The sequence below is a fragment of the Pantoea sp. AS142 genome, assembly GCF_037152305.1.
Classification (GTDB): Bacteria; Pseudomonadota; Gammaproteobacteria; order Enterobacterales; family Enterobacteriaceae; genus Pantoea.
Window position 1 is genome coordinate 30,583 of sequence record NZ_JBBCMO010000011.1, and the last position, 16,929, is coordinate 47,511.

Annotated in this window: 15 protein-coding genes and 3 tRNA genes; 10 read left to right on the plus strand and 8 right to left on the minus strand. The window is 54.5% G+C overall.

Features of this window, described 5'->3' with window-relative positions:
* Positions 1–35 precede the first annotated feature (35 nt).
* Both WFO64_RS18290 and WFO64_RS18295 read left to right on the plus strand, forming a co-directional pair.
* Positions 36–1,487 (plus strand): NAD-dependent succinate-semialdehyde dehydrogenase, encoded by a 1,452-nt coding sequence (locus WFO64_RS18290; protein WP_337013472.1) that lies wholly within the window; start codon positions 36–38, stop codon positions 1,485–1,487.
* 55 nt (positions 1,488–1,542) lie between these two features.
* A complete protein-coding gene (locus tag WFO64_RS18295) occupies positions 1,543–1,812 on the plus strand; it encodes a barstar family protein (protein ID WP_337013473.1) in 270 nt (89 codons plus the stop codon).
* 53 nt (positions 1,813–1,865) lie between these two features.
* Here the strand turns inward: WFO64_RS18295 and yhcN (WFO64_RS18300) are convergent, their stop codons facing one another.
* The 4 genes from yhcN (WFO64_RS18300) to argR form a co-directional block, all read right to left on the minus strand.
* Positions 1,866–2,129 (minus strand): peroxide/acid stress response protein YhcN, encoded by a 264-nt coding sequence (gene yhcN, locus WFO64_RS18300; protein ID WP_337013474.1) that lies wholly within the window; start codon positions 2,127–2,129, stop codon positions 1,866–1,868.
* 92 nt (positions 2,130–2,221) lie between these two features.
* Entirely contained in the window at positions 2,222–2,488 is a 267-nt protein-coding gene (locus tag WFO64_RS18305; protein WP_337013475.1) for a YdgH/BhsA/McbA-like domain containing protein, read from the minus strand.
* 88 nt (positions 2,489–2,576) lie between these two features.
* Entirely contained in the window at positions 2,577–2,840 is a 264-nt protein-coding gene (gene yhcN / locus WFO64_RS18310) for a peroxide/acid stress response protein YhcN (RefSeq protein WP_337013476.1), read from the minus strand.
* Between the two features lie 476 nt (positions 2,841–3,316).
* Positions 3,317–3,787, minus strand: coding sequence for a transcriptional regulator ArgR (gene argR / locus WFO64_RS18315; RefSeq protein ID WP_031375110.1), 471 nt, complete (start codon positions 3,785–3,787; stop codon positions 3,317–3,319).
* Between the two features lie 427 nt (positions 3,788–4,214).
* Here argR and mdh point away from each other — a divergent pair, with 427 nt between their 5' ends.
* The gene (gene mdh / locus WFO64_RS18320; protein WP_337013477.1) at positions 4,215–5,153 is read left to right on the plus strand and encodes a malate dehydrogenase; all 939 of its coding nucleotides are present in this window, start codon (positions 4,215–4,217) and stop codon (positions 5,151–5,153) included.
* A 46-nt stretch (positions 5,154–5,199) separates the two neighbouring features.
* On the opposite strand, the gene mscM is transcribed toward mdh, so the two are convergent.
* From mscM to rsgA, 3 genes are all read right to left on the minus strand, one after another.
* The gene (gene mscM / locus WFO64_RS18325) at positions 5,200–8,529 is read right to left on the minus strand and encodes a miniconductance mechanosensitive channel MscM (protein WP_337013478.1); all 3,330 of its coding nucleotides are present in this window, start codon (positions 8,527–8,529) and stop codon (positions 5,200–5,202) included.
* A gap of 14 nt (positions 8,530–8,543) precedes the next feature.
* Positions 8,544–9,443, minus strand: a complete 900-nt coding sequence (gene asd / locus WFO64_RS18330) for an archaetidylserine decarboxylase (RefSeq protein ID WP_337013479.1) — start codon at positions 9,441–9,443, stop codon at positions 8,544–8,546.
* 170 nt (positions 9,444–9,613) lie between these two features.
* The gene (gene rsgA, locus WFO64_RS18335) at positions 9,614–10,663 is read right to left on the minus strand and encodes a small ribosomal subunit biogenesis GTPase RsgA (RefSeq protein WP_337013480.1); all 1,050 of its coding nucleotides are present in this window, start codon (positions 10,661–10,663) and stop codon (positions 9,614–9,616) included.
* A 101-nt stretch (positions 10,664–10,764) separates the two neighbouring features.
* Between rsgA and orn the strand changes: the two genes are divergently transcribed.
* The 4 genes from orn (at position 10,765) to WFO64_RS18355 (ending at position 11,751) form a co-directional block, all read left to right on the plus strand.
* Positions 10,765–11,313, plus strand: coding sequence for an oligoribonuclease (gene orn, locus WFO64_RS18340; protein WP_337013481.1), 549 nt, complete (start codon positions 10,765–10,767; stop codon positions 11,311–11,313).
* A 154-nt stretch (positions 11,314–11,467) separates the two neighbouring features.
* Positions 11,468–11,543, plus strand: a tRNA-Gly gene (locus WFO64_RS18345).
* Positions 11,544–11,574: 31 nt separating this feature from the next.
* A tRNA-Gly gene (locus tag WFO64_RS18350) sits at positions 11,575–11,650 on the plus strand.
* 25 nt (positions 11,651–11,675) lie between these two features.
* Positions 11,676–11,751: transfer RNA gene (locus tag WFO64_RS18355), tRNA-Gly, on the plus strand.
* A 349-nt stretch (positions 11,752–12,100) separates the two neighbouring features.
* Here WFO64_RS18355 and queG read toward each other — a convergent pair.
* Entirely contained in the window at positions 12,101–13,240 is a 1,140-nt protein-coding gene (gene queG / locus WFO64_RS18360; protein WP_337013482.1) for a tRNA epoxyqueuosine(34) reductase QueG, read from the minus strand.
* Between queG and nnr the strand changes: the two genes are divergently transcribed.
* Genes nnr through amiB form a run of 3 tightly spaced genes read left to right on the plus strand, consistent with a single transcriptional unit; the run spans position 13,239 to position 16,896 of the window.
* Positions 13,239–14,759, plus strand: coding sequence for a bifunctional ADP-dependent NAD(P)H-hydrate dehydratase/NAD(P)H-hydrate epimerase (nnr, locus tag WFO64_RS18365; RefSeq protein WP_337013483.1), 1,521 nt, complete (start codon positions 13,239–13,241; stop codon positions 14,757–14,759). The two genes, queG and nnr, sit on opposite strands and share 2 nt — an antisense overlap.
* Positions 14,756–15,232, plus strand: a complete 477-nt coding sequence (tsaE, locus tag WFO64_RS18370) for a tRNA (adenosine(37)-N6)-threonylcarbamoyltransferase complex ATPase subunit type 1 TsaE (RefSeq protein ID WP_337013484.1) — start codon at positions 14,756–14,758, stop codon at positions 15,230–15,232. The genes nnr and tsaE overlap by 4 nt, the downstream gene beginning before the upstream one ends.
* Positions 15,229–16,896 carry an N-acetylmuramoyl-L-alanine amidase AmiB gene (amiB, locus tag WFO64_RS18375; protein WP_337013485.1) on the plus strand — a complete coding sequence of 556 codons (1,668 nt, stop codon included), beginning with the start codon at positions 15,229–15,231 and terminating at the stop codon, positions 16,894–16,896. The genes tsaE and amiB overlap by 4 nt, the downstream gene beginning before the upstream one ends.
* The last annotated feature ends 33 nt before the right edge of the window (positions 16,897–16,929 follow it).

Consider the following 16,929-nt stretch of genomic DNA (forward strand, 5'->3'; position numbering starts at 1 on the left):
CCAGACGGAAGAGCAAAACTGACAGGAGCGAATAAATGAAATCACTGCAAGAGAGCGAATTGTTCCGGACCGGCTATCTGACGGACGGTCAATGGCACCAGGCGGCCTCTACCTTTGACGTGACCAATCCGGCGACCGGTGAGGTGATTGCACAGGTGGCAAAAGCAGGCAAGGTTGAAACAGAACAGGCGATCGCTGCGGCGGAGCGCGCTTTTCCCGCCTGGCGGGCGCAAACCGCAAAAGCGCGCGCTGAAATTCTCACTCGCTGGTACCAGCTGATTATTGAGAACAAGCGCTGGCTGGGACAGTTAATGACGACCGAACAGGGCAAGCCTCTGAAAGAGGCGGAAGGGGAGGTTGAGTACGCCGCCAGTTTTATTCAGTGGTTCGCCGAGCAGGCGAAACGAACCAACGGTGAGATCATTCCGCCCGCTAAACCCGGTTCCCGTATTCTGGCAACCCGCGAACCGATAGGTGTTGTTGCCGCCATCACGCCGTGGAATTTCCCGATGGCGATGCTAACCCGCAAACTGGGGCCAGCCCTGGCGGCGGGCTGTACCGGTATCATTAAACCCGCCAATAACACGCCACTCTCTGCCTTTGCCCTGCTGGCGCTGGCAAAGCAGGCGGGTGTGCCGGATGGCGTACTCAATGCGGTGGCAGGGGATACCCATGCCATCAGCGATGCGATCATGGCCAGCAAAGCGGTGCGTAAAATTTCGTTCACCGGTTCTACGCAGGTGGGCAAGTTGCTGATGCGCAATGCCGCCGAAACCATGAAAAAAGTGTCGATGGAGCTGGGGGGTAACGCCCCGTATATCGTGTTTGACGATGCTGATATTAATGCCGCCGTGCAAGGGGCTATTGCCAACAAATTCCGTAATGCGGGCCAGGTATGCGTTAGTGTGAATCGTTTCTACATTCACAACGCCATCTATGATGAGTTTACCCGGCAACTGGCCGCCGAAGTGAACAAGCTTAAAGTTGGCAACGGCATGGAAGAGGGCGTGATCGTCGGACCATTGATTGAAGCATCTGCGGTTGAAAAGGTTGAGCAGCATGTTAATGACGCAGTAGCAAAAGGCGGCAAATTACTTGCGGGTGGTGAGCGACATGCGCTGGGCGGCAACTTTTGGCAGCCCACTGTCATTACTGAGGCTCACGAAGACATGCAGCTCGCGCAGGAGGAGACCTTTGGTCCGGTGGCTGCCTGTTTCCGCTTTGATGATGAAGATGACGTCATCCGCCGTGCCAACGATACGCCATTCGGCCTCGCCGCTTACTTTTACACTCAGAATCTGCAACGGGTATTCCGCGTCTCAGCCGCGCTGGAAAGTGGCATGATTGGCATTAACGAATGTGCCGTTTCAACCGAGCTGGCACCGTTTGGTGGTGTGAAAGAGTCGGGTCTGGGCCGCGAAGGTTCAGTACTGGGCATGGATGAGTATCTGGAGGTCAAAGCGCTGCACCTGGGCGGTTTGAGCTAGCAGAAAGAAACGGGCGGCAAAGGTCGCCCGCAGACGGAGCATGGGAGCCGTCAGCATGAAAATCGAGCGTTTTGATTTTAATGAAATTGTCGATCAGGCCCATTTCTTCCGCCAGTTCAGCGAGCGATTTGCGCTGGAGGAGCGCCGCATCTGCGATCTGGATGGGTTATGGGATGTGGTGACGGGCGATCTGTTACCGATGCCGCTGGAGATTGAATTTGTCAATCTGGGCAGGGGACAGCGACGGCGTTATGGTGCGCTGATTCTGCTATTTGATGAAGCGGAAGAGGAGCTGGAAGGAGAGCTTCACTTTAACGTCGGATGAAAAAAGGCCCCGGTGAGCGGGGCCAAAGGGTTCGTCATAACTCTGACGAGGAATTACTTATAAAGCTGTGCGGTGATGTGATAGTTATCACCGGTGCGCGCCTCAATAACTTTATAGGCGCTTGCACCCTGTGCATCTGCTTTCTGAGAAAGCTCAGCGCGGTAATCCATTGGCGATCCCGCGGTTCCACTGATAGTCACGGTACCCGCAGGCTGCAGGTTCTGCGTCTGATCTCCGTTTACCAGCTGTGCGGCAGATGCGCCAAACGCCATTACGGAAAGCAGGCTGACTGTAGCGATGGTTGTTTTGATATTCATGTTCGTCTCCTCAATACATTCAACAACCTGCGGTTAATCGTAGATGCGGGTCGTCGATATTTTCCAACGCCATCAGGCGTCGGCACGGTTAATTATTTATAAAGCTCAGCGGTCACGTGCCAGGTATTATCCTGGTTGTTTTCGATAATGCGATAATGGCTGGCGCCCTGGGCATCCGCTTTTTCTGACAGCATCTGACGGATATGCGTCTGGTCGCCATTTCGTCCACCCATGCTGATGGTCTGATTCATTGGCTGCAGGCCCTGGGCCTGTTCACTGGAAACCAGGCTGGCGGCGTTAGCACCTACTGAGAACAGGGATGCCAGACTAAGAGCGGCAATCGCTAATTTCATTTTCATGGTCAACTCTCCTGAATTTTTTGCTTCAGCTCTCTGGAGCACAAAAGGGCGCGTCAGACAGAGAGCCGAGGGCATTATGGGTTACGCCTTAGTTATACAGTGCAGCGGTAGCGTGATAATTGCCGTTGTTGTAAGCCTCAATCACGCGATAGGCTTTTGCGCCCTGCTGGTCGGCTTTGTCGCTGAGTTTCTGTTTAATATCCATCGGTGAACCGGATACGCCGCTGACACTGATGGTGCCAACGGCCTGCAGATCCTGCGCCTGTGAAGCATTGATAGATTCTGCTGCAACAGCACCAAATGAAAGTGCAGAGAGAATGCTCAGGGTAGCGATGGTAGTTTCTACGTTCATAGATATTTCCTCGTCGTCTATTTTTATCTTTTTATTTAGTGTGATTCGCATCACGAAAATAAGTATAGAACTAATAACGGTAGAAATTAATACCCCGCTAATAATGTTTTTTCGTGATTCTTTATCCTTATGGCTACTTTTAATAACTTAACGTTATAAAAAACGGGTAAAAAATAGCCTTTAAGCCGCTTTTAATTGTTAAAACAGTGAGATAGATCACTTTAACGTTTAGTGCGAAAGTCAGTGGGGATCGGGCTGGAATTTGATCTGGATCCGGGCAAAGGTACCGATTCAGGAATGTAAAGCAGCGTAAAATAGTGCAGGAAGTGAAGGGGAGTAAGATATCTGACTAATAACAAAGTTTAACAAAGTTCTCGAAGGTGGGGTTATAACGTATTGAAGAGTAAAAAGCCTGCGCGTCAGAGAGAGATCGAACTGACGACCTGAAGCAATGATTGCTGGCCGTCAGTGAGCGATCAGAGTTCCTGTTCAAACAGGTTGAGAATCGCTCCGTGCAGCTGTTTGACCGTGAAATCGCGCGCACGGGTAATAAAGATCGTGTCATCGCCGGCAATAGTGCCAAGAATCCCTTCCGACTTACCCAGCGAATCCAGCAGACGTGCAATCAGCTGAGCAGCACCCGGACTGGTATGAATCACCACCAGCGCGTCGTTGTAGTCGATATCCAGAACCAGGTTTTTTAGCGGGCTGGTCGTCGTCGGCACACCCAGCTCGGCGGGCAGGCAATAAACCATTTCCATCTTGGCATTACGGGTGCGCACCGCGCCAAACTTAGTTAGCATCCGCGAGACCTTGGACTGATTGATATTTTCAAAGCCTTCATCCTGAAGCGCCTGAACAATTTCGCCCTGGGAGCTGAATTTTTCTTCTTTTAATAAGGCCTTGAAAGCCTTGATCAGATCGTCTTGTTTTGATGGGTTTCGCATAGGTTACCAATAAATAGAGAGAATAACCGCGCATCCGCCCGCGGCAGAGTGGTGATTATGCATTTAAATGCATTTTTATGCAATCGGTCGGTTGGTGAGCAGGGTTCGGGCGGCTGCGGGCGGGGATAATAGCAAATAAATCCGCTCAGACCAAAACGCCCGTCACAGCCACGGAAGGCGAAGGTTGCAAAGTTGTTATATTATTGGTGGTGTAATAACAGAAAACGCACGCAGCCGTTCTCTGTCTGACGACGGCAAAGTTGTCGGTCATTCAGGCGCAATGATAAGTAACTTTTGAATCCGGAGATTAAGTGTGAAAACACGTAGAATTAACAGCGGATATTTATCATCGCCTGAGCAGTTGATTAAGGTCTGACACAGATAGAATTTCGGCCCATCTCTGCCCCACCTTAATAAGGAGTTAAGAATGAAAGTTGCCGTTCTCGGTGCCGCTGGCGGCATAGGCCAGGCGCTCGCACTTCTGCTCAAAACCCAGCTTCACGCAGGTTCAGAACTCTCACTGTATGACATTGCGCCGGTAACCCCTGGTGTTGCCGTTGATCTCAGCCATATTCCTACTGCAGTGACTATCAAGGGATTTAGTGGAGAAGACGCGACGCCTGCCTTACAGGGCGCCGATGTTGTACTGATTTCCGCAGGCGTCGCTCGCAAGCCCGGTATGGATCGCGCTGATCTTTTCAATGTTAATGCTGGCATCGTCCGTAACTTGATTGATCAGGTTGCGACGACGGCACCTAAAGCGTTGATCGGTATCATCACCAACCCCGTCAATACAACGGTTGCCATCGCGGCGGAAGTACTGAAAAAGCATGGCGTCTACGACAAAAACCGTCTGTTTGGCGTGACCACGCTGGATATCATCCGCGCCAATACCTTTGTGGCCGCGCTGAAAGGCAAGCAGCCTGATCAGGTTGAAGTGCCGGTGATTGGCGGTCACTCTGGCGTGACCATTCTGCCGCTGTTGTCACAGGTCAAAGGCATCAGTTTCAGCGATCAGGAAGTAGCTGATTTGACTAAACGTATTCAGAATGCCGGTACCGAAGTGGTGGAAGCCAAAGCGGGTGGCGGGTCGGCCACGCTGTCGATGGGTCAGGCTGCTGCGCGTTTCGGGTTGTCACTGGTGCGGGCATTGAATGGTGAGGCTAATGTGGTGGAGTGTGCTTACGTGGAAGGCGAGGGCGAACATGCTCGCTTTTTCTCACAGCCGTTGCTACTGGGTAAAAACGGTATAGCGGAACGCAAGCAGATTGGCACACTCAGCGCTTACGAACAGCAGGCGCTGTCAGGTATGCTCGATACGCTGAAGAAAGATATCGCCCTGGGTGAAGAATTCGTTAAGCAGTGACTGTCGTCTCAGACTGAAAACGCCCGGCTTAGCCGGGCGTTTTGCATTACAAGCCGCCAGATTTATAAGCGCGTGCAGCAGGCGCACCGTTGCTGGCTGGCAGTTTCTTACCCAGCGTCTCCATGCGCATCTGGAACGGCGGGAACGGCATTTCAATACCGTGCTGATCAAATCCGCTCAGAATCAACTGATGCAGCTCATGACGCAGTGGCATACGGTGTCCCATCTCAGCGGCATGAACCCGGAGTTCAAACAATTGAATCCCCTGCTGCAAATCGACCAGGAAAGCTTCCGGTTGCGGCGTATCCAGAACATAACTACAGCGTTCAGCCGCCTGTATCAAAATGGTTGTCACCTGTTCGCTGCTGACTTTGGCCGGGGCCGGGATGGTGAGCACCACGCGCGTCACAGAATCGGACAAAGACCAGTTAATAAACTGTTCGGTAATAAAGGTCTTGTTGGGCACGATAATTTCTTTTCGGTCCCAGTCGGTGATTGTGGTGGCGCGGGTATTGATGCGGGTAATGCTGCCCGTGAGATCGCGTATGGTCACGGTATCGCCGATGCGAATCGGTTTTTCGAACAGAATAATCAGACCTGAGATAAAGTTGGCAAAAATCTCCTGCATCCCGAAACCCAGCCCCAGGCCCAGTGCGGCGACCAGCCACTGCAGCTTCGACCACTCGATACCCATCATTGAGAAACCTATCACCCCCCCAATCAGCAGCAGCAGATATTTGGTCAGCGTGGTGATGGCGTAGCCTGTACCCGGCGTCAGATTGAGGTGCTGCAATAGCGCCAACTCAAGTAGCGCAGGCATGTTACGCACCAACTGTGTGGTGATAATAAACACCAGAATGGCGATTAGCACCGCACCCAGGGTAATCGGCTCGATCGATTCGCCCCCCTGAATGGACGTACTGACATCCCATAGCTGAATATTCTCCAGGAAGCCAAAGGCGGAGTGGATTTCAGACCAGAGCACAATTAACGAAACCAACGCAATGAGTGTCAGGATCGAGCGCACGAGCCGCAGCGACTGCGTACTGATTGCGTCAAGATCGATAACAGGCTCTTCAATCTCAATCGCATCGGTCATCAATGCGCTTTGTTCTTTCTCTTCTTCGCTGCGCGCGCGGTTAGCCAGCATATCGGCACGGCGCTGACGGGCGCGATCGAAGCCAAGACGGCGCCGCTGAATCAGCATCCAGCGCCTGATAATGTGATAGATAACCAGTAGCAGGAACCAGATGGCGACCGAGGTTTCCAGACGCGCCAGCAGCGCCTGCGCGGTAGCCAGATAACCCACGGCGGAGGCGAGGGCTGCCATCAGCGGCATGGCGATCATCAGATTCCACAGCATACGGTTCAGCATGTTCTCGCCATTCCCCTCTTTATCGAGATAGAGCGGGATGCCCGCGCGTTTCAGGCTCAGGGTAACAATACTGATTGCCCCACAGATCAGGATGAAACAGAGACGGCCCAGCGAGGAGGAGAACTGCCGATCTTCCAGATTACCGAAGGTGATAAGCAACATAATCAACGGCACAATCAGACCGATGCTCAGCGAGTAATAGCGCATGGCGCGCGCCACCCGGTTTTGCGGCCAGCGAAAATGCACAATGAACAGGCCGTTGGGGCGGGCAAAGGCAGCGCTGATCATAAATGCCCACAGCAGCGGCAGCGTGGCGGTAATGCCATCGCCAATCGCCACGGCGATAGGATAGGGCCAGGCATTCTGCAGACCATAACCCAGCGTCCCCCATAATACCGGCAGCGGCAGCGCCACCAGAATCGACCAGAATACGGCACGGATGGTCAGGCGAAAACGATCCTGGGTGACTTTGCCGACTTTGCTCGCTGAACGTTCAAGGAAAGCGTTGAAGTGGCAACGCGAGCTGATGCTGAAGCCAACCAGCAGCAGCGCACCAACAATCGGCAGCACCGAGTTACGGCTGGTTAACATCATCGCCATCGCTTTGCCGAGCTGACCCAGCGTATCCAGCGACAGCAGGCGGGAAAGATCTTTGGCCAGATCCAGCGGATAACTCAGACCGACCGGACTGACATCGGCGGTCCAGAACAGATAGCGGTGCGTCGCATCTTTGACTTCCGTCAGCGCGTCCTGCAACTGGGTGTTACCGACCTTCAGCTTGGTGATCTCCAGAATCAGCGTGTCACAGCCGGAGATCAGAGAATTGAGCAACTCACGCTGGGTGCGTAGCTGTGCATCAAGAATACGTTTCTGTTCGGCGTTGAAGACCTGACCATCGGCTTGACGTCCCTTAGGCAGGGTCTCCTGGCGTTCCAGCAGATCTTCATAATAGAGACGCTGCACGCGAAGCTGTGCCATCTCATTATCAATCTGCTGGGACTTAGGCATCTCCGGCAGACGTGCGACCTGCGCCCGTAGCGCTTCACCCAGCAGGTTAGAGGCACCCAGCCACTGCGACTGTTCCCGCAGGGTAGAGAGCGCCTGACGGACCTGAATAATCTGGTTGGTGGCCAGCCGCTGTTGCGATGCCACCAGATCCATGCGCTGCGCCTGCTGATTCAGGGCAACAGAGAGTTCGCGGTTAACCCGAAACTGATCGCTGATCGCCGGAGGCAGATCGCCACTGTTTTCCGCCAGTTGCTCGGTGCGAGCCAGTGCGACTTCCGCTTCACGTTGCCGTTGATCGTTGAGCTTGTTACGCAGTGCCTGCAGGTAGTTATCGAGCTGAGTCGCTTTACGCTGGTGGGCTTCAGCCCGCATCCGCGCGAGTTCCTGACGGTTATTGGCGGAGAGCTGCGCCAGTTCAAGTTCATCAACGCGCGCTTTATTCGCGGCGCTTTCCGCCTGGCGAGCCGCCAGTTGCAGCGGGCTCTGTGACGAACTACTGCTGACGCCCTGCAGCCGACGTTCACTTTCCGTCATCGCCCGACGCGCTTCGGTCTGCTGCTGCGGTAGTTGCGACAACGAATCACTGATTTCCCGTGCCCGATCCTGCTCCTGCCGCGCCTGACGCCCCTCTTCCAGCAGCTGGCTACTGACCTGCAGGATCTCCTGATCCAGCTCGGCGCTGCTCATGTGATTGCGCACGATTTTACCGCTGTCACTCAGCGCGGCAATCTGCTGACGCAGTTCGCGCGCCAGACGCGGAAAATCATCAATAACCTGCTGATATTGCGCTGCGCGATCCAGCGATTCATCGCGTTCAGAGAGAAAGTTTAAGGCGGCTTTAATCGTCTGAATCTGTTCCGACTGCGCCGGTGAGTTTTTGGCCGATTTTATCTCTTCCAGCTGCTGTTTGAGCTGGTCGGTGTCAGGGAGGCTGGCCGCGAAGGCCGGGCTGCTAAGCCACAGGCTCAGCAGCAGGAGGAGAATCGAACGCACAAAGAACACTCAATTTAGTCGACGATGACGTCGGAAATGTCTGTCGCGACCGGCAGTGCAATCGCCAGCGGTTGACCCAGACGGGTTTTGCTTTCTGCTTCCAGGCTTTCAGCCAGTTTGACGCGGCCAGGTGCGAACAGGTTGATGACGGTAGAGCCGAGTTTAAAGCGACCCATTTCCTGTCCTTTCAGCAGTACCACGGCACCTTCATCATCCGCTGCCGGATAGTGCCAGCGTTTGATCACGCCTTCACGCGGTGGCGTGATGGTGCCAGCCCAAACGGTTTCGATACTGCCGACAATGGTGGCACCGACCAGGATCTGCACCATCGGCCCGATATCGGTTTCGAAGTAGCAGATGACGCGTTCGTTACGGGCGAACAGGTTGGGAATATTACGCGCGGTCAGCGGGTTTACTGAGTAGAGGTCGCCCGGCACATAAATCATCTCACGCAGGATGCCGTTACACGGCATGTGTACGCGGTGATAATCACGAGGTGCCAGATAGGTCGTGACGAACTCGCCATCAACAAACCGGGCCGCCATCCGCTCATCACCCGCCAGTAGTGCATCGATAGTGTAGTGATGACCTTTAGCCTGGAAAATCTGATCGCCATCAATGTGGCCGAGCTGGCTGATAGCACCATCCGCGGGCAGGGCGATGAGATTAGCGTCTGCATCCACCGGGCGTGCATCATCTTTCAGCGGACGAACAAAAAAGTCATTAAACGTGCGATAGCTTGCGGTATCGGGCTTGCGCGCTTCCGCCATATCGACTTTGTAAAACCAGACGAAGATGTCAATGACCAGTTTGGTCAACCAACCACCGCGGCGACTGGCGCCCCAACCGGCAAGTTCAGTCAGCCATTTCTTCGGGAGAATATGATTCAAGCCGAGTTTCAAACGATCAAACACCTTAGCCTCCTGGCTATTTTATAACGTTGTAAAAAAGGGGAGCGGATGGTAGAAGCGCCCCATTCAGATGGCGACTATACCCGATTTTCGGCAGGCTGCACGGTCCGGACGCATGATCGGAATGCACTTCGCAAAATGCACCGGCTTATCCTTTATGACGCATGTACCGATTAACTTTCACCATCAGGGAAATTTTTACGCGTTTTTACCTGCGCCATGCTCTCCAGGATGCGGTGGTAGTTATCGAAACGGGAGGCGTGGATTTTTCCCTGTTCGACCGCTTCACGAATTGCACAGCCGGGATCGCTGCCGTGTTTGCAATCGCGGAATTTGCAATCGCCAAGGAATGCGCGGAATTCGACAAAACCGCGGGTAATTTGTTCCGGCTCAAGATGCCATAAACCGAACTCACGCACGCCGGGTGAATCGATCACATCACCGCCGTGCGGGAAATGATAAAGGCGTGATGCGGTGGTGGTGTGCTGGCCTAAGCCTGAGCCATCCGACACGTCGTTGGTCAGAATAGCGACCTGTTCTTCTTTGTCGAAGCCGAGTAGGGCATTCAGCAGACTTGACTTGCCGACGCCAGACTGACCGGCAAAGATACTGACACGGTCAGTTAAGGCCGCTTCCAGGTCGGCCAGACCGTTTTTCGCCCGGCTGGAGACCATCACCACGCGATAGCCAATATTGCGATAGATATCCATCTGCTGATCAACAAAGGTACGCGCTTTTTCATCCAGCAGGTCGGTTTTATTCAGTACCAGCAATGGTTCGATATCCAGCGTTTCGCTGGCAACCAGATAGCGATCGATGATGTTCAGCGACAATTCCGGCAGGATTGCTGACACGATGATGATCTGATCGATATTTGCCGCCATCGGCTTCACGCCATCGTAAAAATCGGGGCGGGTTAATACGCTGCGGCGTTCATGCACCGCTTCGACAATACCTTTGCCGCCGCTGGTTGCCGGACGCCACAGCACCCGGTCGCCAGTGACCAGCGAACGGATAGTACGACGGATATTGCAGCGGTGGGCGACGCCTGCGCTATCCTCAACATCAGCGTGCATGCCAAAACGACTGACAACGACTCCATCTGCAGCTTCACCAAACAGGTTGTCATCCGCTTCAGGACGCTCTCTGCGCTGGTTGAGACGGCGATCGTGGTTCGCGCTTACGCGGCGTTGTTGGCCCTTCGACAGTTTATTTTTACTCACTCACCCTCACAGCGTTAGCCAGATTTCGCCCGGCTGGGCAAAACGTCTATGATACACCTTATTCATCGTGAATGACGACTACAGCAACCGCAGGAAACAGCATGGCTACTGGAAATGAACAGAACCTGATCTGGATTGATCTTGAGATGACCGGACTTGATCCGACGCACGATCGCATTATTGAGATTGCGACCCTGGTGACTGACGCCAACCTGAACATTCTGGCGGAAGGGCCGGTAATGGCCGTTCATCAGTCTGATGCGCAGCTGGCGCTGATGGATGAGTGGAATGTTCGCACTCACACCAACAGCGGTCTGGTTGCACGGGTGAAGGAAAGTCAGATTGACGATCGTGCAGCAGAAGTGGCAACCATCGCGTTCCTGAAGCAGTGGGTTCCGGCGAACACCTCGCCCATTTGTGGCAACAGCATTGGGCAGGATCGCCGCTTTCTGTTTAAGTACATGCCGGAGCTGGAAGCGTACTTCCACTATCGCTATCTGGATGTCAGTACCTTGAAAGAGCTGGCTCGCCGCTGGAAACCGGAGATCCTGCCTGGCTTCAAAAAAGGCGGCACGCACCAGGCTCTGGATGATATCCGTGAGTCCGTGGCGGAGCTGGCTTACTACCGCGAACATTTTTTGCAGCTTTAACCGGCGACGGGTGCGCATGAAATCACCAGGTTGATGGTTTAATCAGCAAACGCGCTGAAAGCGAAAAATTTTGCTTTCAGACGCTTGCAGCAGCAACGATTTCTCGTATAATGCGCACCCCGTACCGGTGAAGAATTTATTAACGGTACAAGGCGCGGGAATAGCTCAGTTGGTAGAGCACGACCTTGCCAAGGTCGGGGTCGCGAGTTCGAGTCTCGTTTCCCGCTCCAGTCTTAATGTGTAAATAGTAGTACTCTCTTTGCGGGAATAGCTCAGTTGGTAGAGCACGACCTTGCCAAGGTCGGGGTCGCGAGTTCGAGTCTCGTTTCCCGCTCCAGTTTTGTTTAGCACTGCCCTTCTATGCGGGAATAGCTCAGTTGGTAGAGCACGACCTTGCCAAGGTCGGGGTCGCGAGTTCGAGTCTCGTTTCCCGCTCCAGATTCTACATCATCCTCATGCGAGTCAGTTATCCGGCTGTTTTACGTCGCGTGATGTTGATTGCTTCCTGAAGGTTATCCACAGCACAACACCCCATCGTCTGCGCCTGTTACGGCGATCTGTAAAATGTTTTTGAACAGAGTTATCCACAACCTTATGGTTTAACCGAAGCTGTAGCCTCATTATTAAATAAACACAACTTTTACATAAGCTGTTGATATTTATAATTATGAGAGTATTTCAATTTGTTATTTAATAGTAAAATCAGCGTTGTTGCAGTTGAATGACAACGGATTTTTATTTTTATTCACAGCATGTGGACAACGTTATTGCAGATAGCGCTGTGCAATCACGCATCACGCGGCAAACCTTTCTCTACTGCACGAACCAGGCGCTTCTGCTGAGCAGGCTGCACTTCAACCACGAGTTGTTCGCGTTTCTGCTGCTGCTGCGTGATTGCCCACAGAATATGTTCATCCAGTAGATCACTCTCACCGCGCCGATGCTCCAGTACCTGAACGATTTCGGGCGACCAGGGCGCATTACCCAGCGCCACGGCAATATTACGCAGCCAGCGTAAATGACCAATGCGGCGAATCGCCGAGCCTTCAGTGATGCGTAAAAACTTCGCTTCATCCCATTGAAAGAGATCGATTAGCTCAGGTGCATGCAGGGCCGCTCGCGGTGAAAAGTCGCTTTCGTCACTAAGTTGTCCATAGCGATTCCACGGGCAAATCAGCTGACAGTCATCACAGCCATAAATCCGGTTCCCCATCAGCGGGCGAAATTCCTCCGGGATCGCGCCTTCCAGTTCAATAGTGAGATAGGAAATACAGCGACGGGCATCCACGACATAAGGCTCAACGATAGCGCTGGTGGGGCAGATGGTCATGCAGGCAATACAACGTCCACACTGCTCCTGCTGCGGCGTATCTACCGGCAGGGGAATATCGATCAGTAGCTCGCCGAGAAAAAACCATGAACCCGCCTCCCGGTTCAGTATTAGCGAATGTTTGCCGGTCCAGCCGAGTCCCGCTTTGGCCGCCAGCGGTCGCTCAAGCAGCGGTGCCGAATCCACAAACGGGCGAAAATTAAGCTCGCCACAATGCTGCTGGATCATTTCTCCGAGCTTTTTCAGTCTATTGCGCAATACTTTGTGGTAATCACGTCCTAATGCATAACGGCTGACATAGCCCAGTTGGGGATTTTTCAGCGTGCTGGCAAAGGCGGCTTTGGCCGGAAGGTAGTTCATGCGAACGCTGATAACGCGCAGCGTGCCGGGCAGCAGTTCATGAGGACGCGCCCGCATCATGCCATGTCGCGCCATCCACGCCATCTCGCCATGATACTGCTTGTCCAGCCACGCCTGCAGGCGCGGCTCGTCCGCACTGAGATCGGTATCGGTGATGCCGACCTGCTGAAAGCCGAGATCCACTCCCCATTGTTTAATCTGTTGTGCGAATTGATGAAGATCGAGAGGGTATGACATGAGTAACCAGGATTCGAAGAAAAACAGCCACAGTTTACCATATTCTGTCTGGCCTGCGCGGGCTGTGGCGCAGCTTGAGCAACAGGGGGCCGATGCGCTCGGCATGACTCTTTATGAGCTGATGTTGCGTGCCGGACAGGCCGCTTACGCGCATATGGCCACGCACTGGCCTGAAGCCAGCCACTGGCTGATTCTGTGCGGCCACGGCAACAATGGTGGCGATGGTTATGTCCTGGCGCGGCAGGGACAGGCGGCGGGCAAAACCATTACGCTACTGGCGTGCGAAAGTGGAAACGCGTTACCGGAAGAGGCGCAGCGCGCGCGGGACGCATGGCTGGATGCGGGCGGTGAAATCCATGCGGCCGATGCGGCCTGGCCAGAGCAGGTTGATGTAATTGTCGATGCCCTGCTGGGAACCGGCAGTAATCGTGCGCCCGAAGAACCCTATGCCACGCTAATCCAGCGGGCGAACGCTCATGCGGCACCGATACTTGCTATTGATATGCCTTCAGGCTTATCAGCCGGCAACGGCAACGCGCCCGGCGAGGTAATGAATGCCAGCCATACGCTGAGTATGGTCGCACTGAAACCGGGCCAGATCACCGGCAAGGCGCGTGATTACATCGGAGAGCTTTACTATGCCGATCTCGGCCTGGCCGCTTTTCTGGCCGGCGAAGCGGCTCCCATCGCGCGTTATGATGCCAGCGCATTAACCCGCTGGCTTAAGCCTCGTAAACCGACCTCGCACAAGGGCAATCATGGCCGCCTGCTGGTGGTGGGGGGCGATGCCGGTACTGCTGGCGCAGTGCGAATGACTGCAGAAGCTGCGTTACGCAGCGGTAGTGGATTAGTGCGAGTACTTACTCACAAAGATAATATTATCCCGATCCTTACCGCCCGGCCCGAAATTATGGTCGATGAACTGACCGATGAACGCCTGACTGAGGCGCTGGATTGGGCTGATGTCATCGCGGTAGGACCCGGTTTGGGTCAGCGCGAATGGGGAAAGCGGGCGCTGAAGCAAGTCGCCAGCAGTGAAAAGCCGATGCTTTGGGACGCGGATGCACTTAACCTGCTGGCAATCAGTGCGGAGAAACGTCAGAATCGCATTATTACGCCGCATCCTGGCGAAGCGGCGCGTTTGCTGAATATCAAGACCAGTGAAATTGAGAGTGACCGCTTACATGCAGCGCAGACATTGGCGCAGCGTTATGGTGGCGTAGTGGTACTGAAAGGTGCCGGTACGCTGATTGCCAGCGAGCAGGGTGAAATGGCCTTTGCTGATGTAGGCAATGCCGGTATGGCCTCCGGCGGTATGGGCGATCTCCTGAGCGGAATTATTGCCTCGCTGATGGGCCAGAAACTGACGCTGTTTGATGCGGCCTGCGCCGGCTGCGTTGCACATGGTGCCGCGGCCGATGCGGTCGCTGCAGAGCGTGGTACACGCGGTATGCTGGCAACTGATTTACTGGATCTGCTGTGGCAGTTTGTTAATCCTGAGATGAATAAAGAAGCATGAAGACCTGTGTTATCTCTTTGCCCGATGAGGCGGCTACGCTCAGTTTGGGCGCTCAGCTGGCGCGCGCCTGTGGCAGTGCGGCAGTGATTTATCTCTATGGCGATCTGGGGGCGGGTAAAACCACCTTCAGCCGCGGCTTTCTGCAGGCGCTGGGCCATCAGGGCAACGTCAAAAGTCCCACTTACACCCTGGTTGAGCCCTACACGCTGGACGACCGTACGCTCTACCATTTTGACCTTTATCGCCTTGCCGATCCTGAAGAGCTTGAGTTCATGGGTATCCGTGACTACTTCAGCGGCGATGCCATCTGTCTGGTGGAATGGCCGCAGCAGGGCGCTGGTTTTCTGCCTTCGTCCGATCTCACCTTAACGCTGCGTTACGCCGGCGAGGCGCGTGAAGCGGAGCTGACGGCCCAATCCGCGTCGGGGCAGCAATGGCTTGAACAATTTGGTCAGGGCAGGGATCAGGCATGATGTCACGGATGAAAATAGCGCTGGTGACACTGCTGCTGGTCTGTACCCCCCTGTTTGCTGCCAATCTGTCAGATATCAAAGTGGCCAATGGCGGCAGCCAGGCAACGATCACCCTGAATTTTGCCGGACAGCCTGTCTATGGCTTCTTCCCCCTGCGTAATCCTGACCGTGTGGTGCTTGATCTGCGCCAGAGCGGCGTGGTTCAGGGGTTACCGCTTAATTTCAGCGGCGAAAACATCGTAAAGCGGATTCGTACCAGCACCCCTAAAGACAAACAGAGCGTGCGGCTGGTGTTTGAACTGACCCAGGCGGGGAAAACCCGGGCGGTTACCCAGCGCGATGGCAACAGCTACAGCGTGGTTTTCACCATTACCGGTAAGCCGCCCGCCGTGACGCGCAATATGCCTGCTCCGGCAACGGCCCCGACACGTATGCCCACCCAGAGTACCGCAGCGGCTAACCCGTTTAATTCGAATCCGGTGACGTCCGTAACCAGCACCGCCAGCACCATACGTCCTGGCACGGCCGTCAGCCAGAATGACACCGTGATTGTGGCGATTGATGCCGGACATGGCGGCCAGGATCCCGGCGCTATCGGCCAGCGCGGACTGAAAGAGAAGAACGTTACAATTGCGATTGCTCGTAAACTGCGGGTGTTGCTGAATAACGATCCGATGTTTAAAGGCGTTCTGACGCGTGATGGCGACTATTTTATCTCGGTCATGGGCCGCTCCGACGTGGCGCGTAAAGCCAATGCCAACGTGCTGGTATCAATTCATGCTGACGCTGCGCCGAGCCATGCGGCGACTGGTGCGTCGGTCTGGGTGCTATCAAACCGTCGTGCCAACAATGAGATGGCTAACTGGCTGGAGCAAAAAGAGAAACAGTCTGAGCTGCTGGGTGGTGCAGGTGACCTGCTGGCAAACAGCCAGGCCGACCCCTACCTTAGCCAGGCAGTACTTGACCTGCAGTTCGGTCACTCGCAGCGCGTCGGTTATGACATCGCCCAGAAGGTATTGCAGCAGATGCGCAGCGTAACGTCGCTGCATAAACGTCTGCCTGAGCATGCCAGCCTTGGTGTGCTGCGTTCGCCTGATATTCCTTCTTTGCTGGTGGAAACCGGCTTTATCAGTAATACCTCGGAGGAGCGACTGCTTGGCAGTAGCGCACACCAGGATAAGATTGCGCAGTCGATCTACAAAGGTCTGCGCACTTATTTCCTGGCGCACCCGCTGCAATCCATCCCAAAGGAGGAAAACCGGCCGCTGGTCTCGTTGCCAGCGGTTAGCGTCGCCAGCAACCCGGCGACCGGGGTGACGCAATATACCGGAGTGACCCAGCGCCATACAGTCACGCGCGGTGAAACACTCTCTGGCATTGCCGCGAAGTATGGCGTCAGCATGGCGACCCTGCGTGAACTGAACACCCTGAAGCAGGATGTGGTGTGGGTCGGACAGCGGTTGAAAGTCCCGGCCAGTGCGGTAGCCAGCCGCACTACACGTGCCACGCCACGAGGCGTTGTGCATCATAAAGTTGTCGTGGGTGATTCACTGACCGGCATTGCCGCACACTATGGCGTCAGCCCGAAAGCGATAATGCAGACCAATAATCTGAAGTCAACCAACGTCATGTTGGGGCAGAACCTGAAAATCCCTGCATCCTGATTATTTGCCCGGCTGTAAGCTAAAAGGAAAATC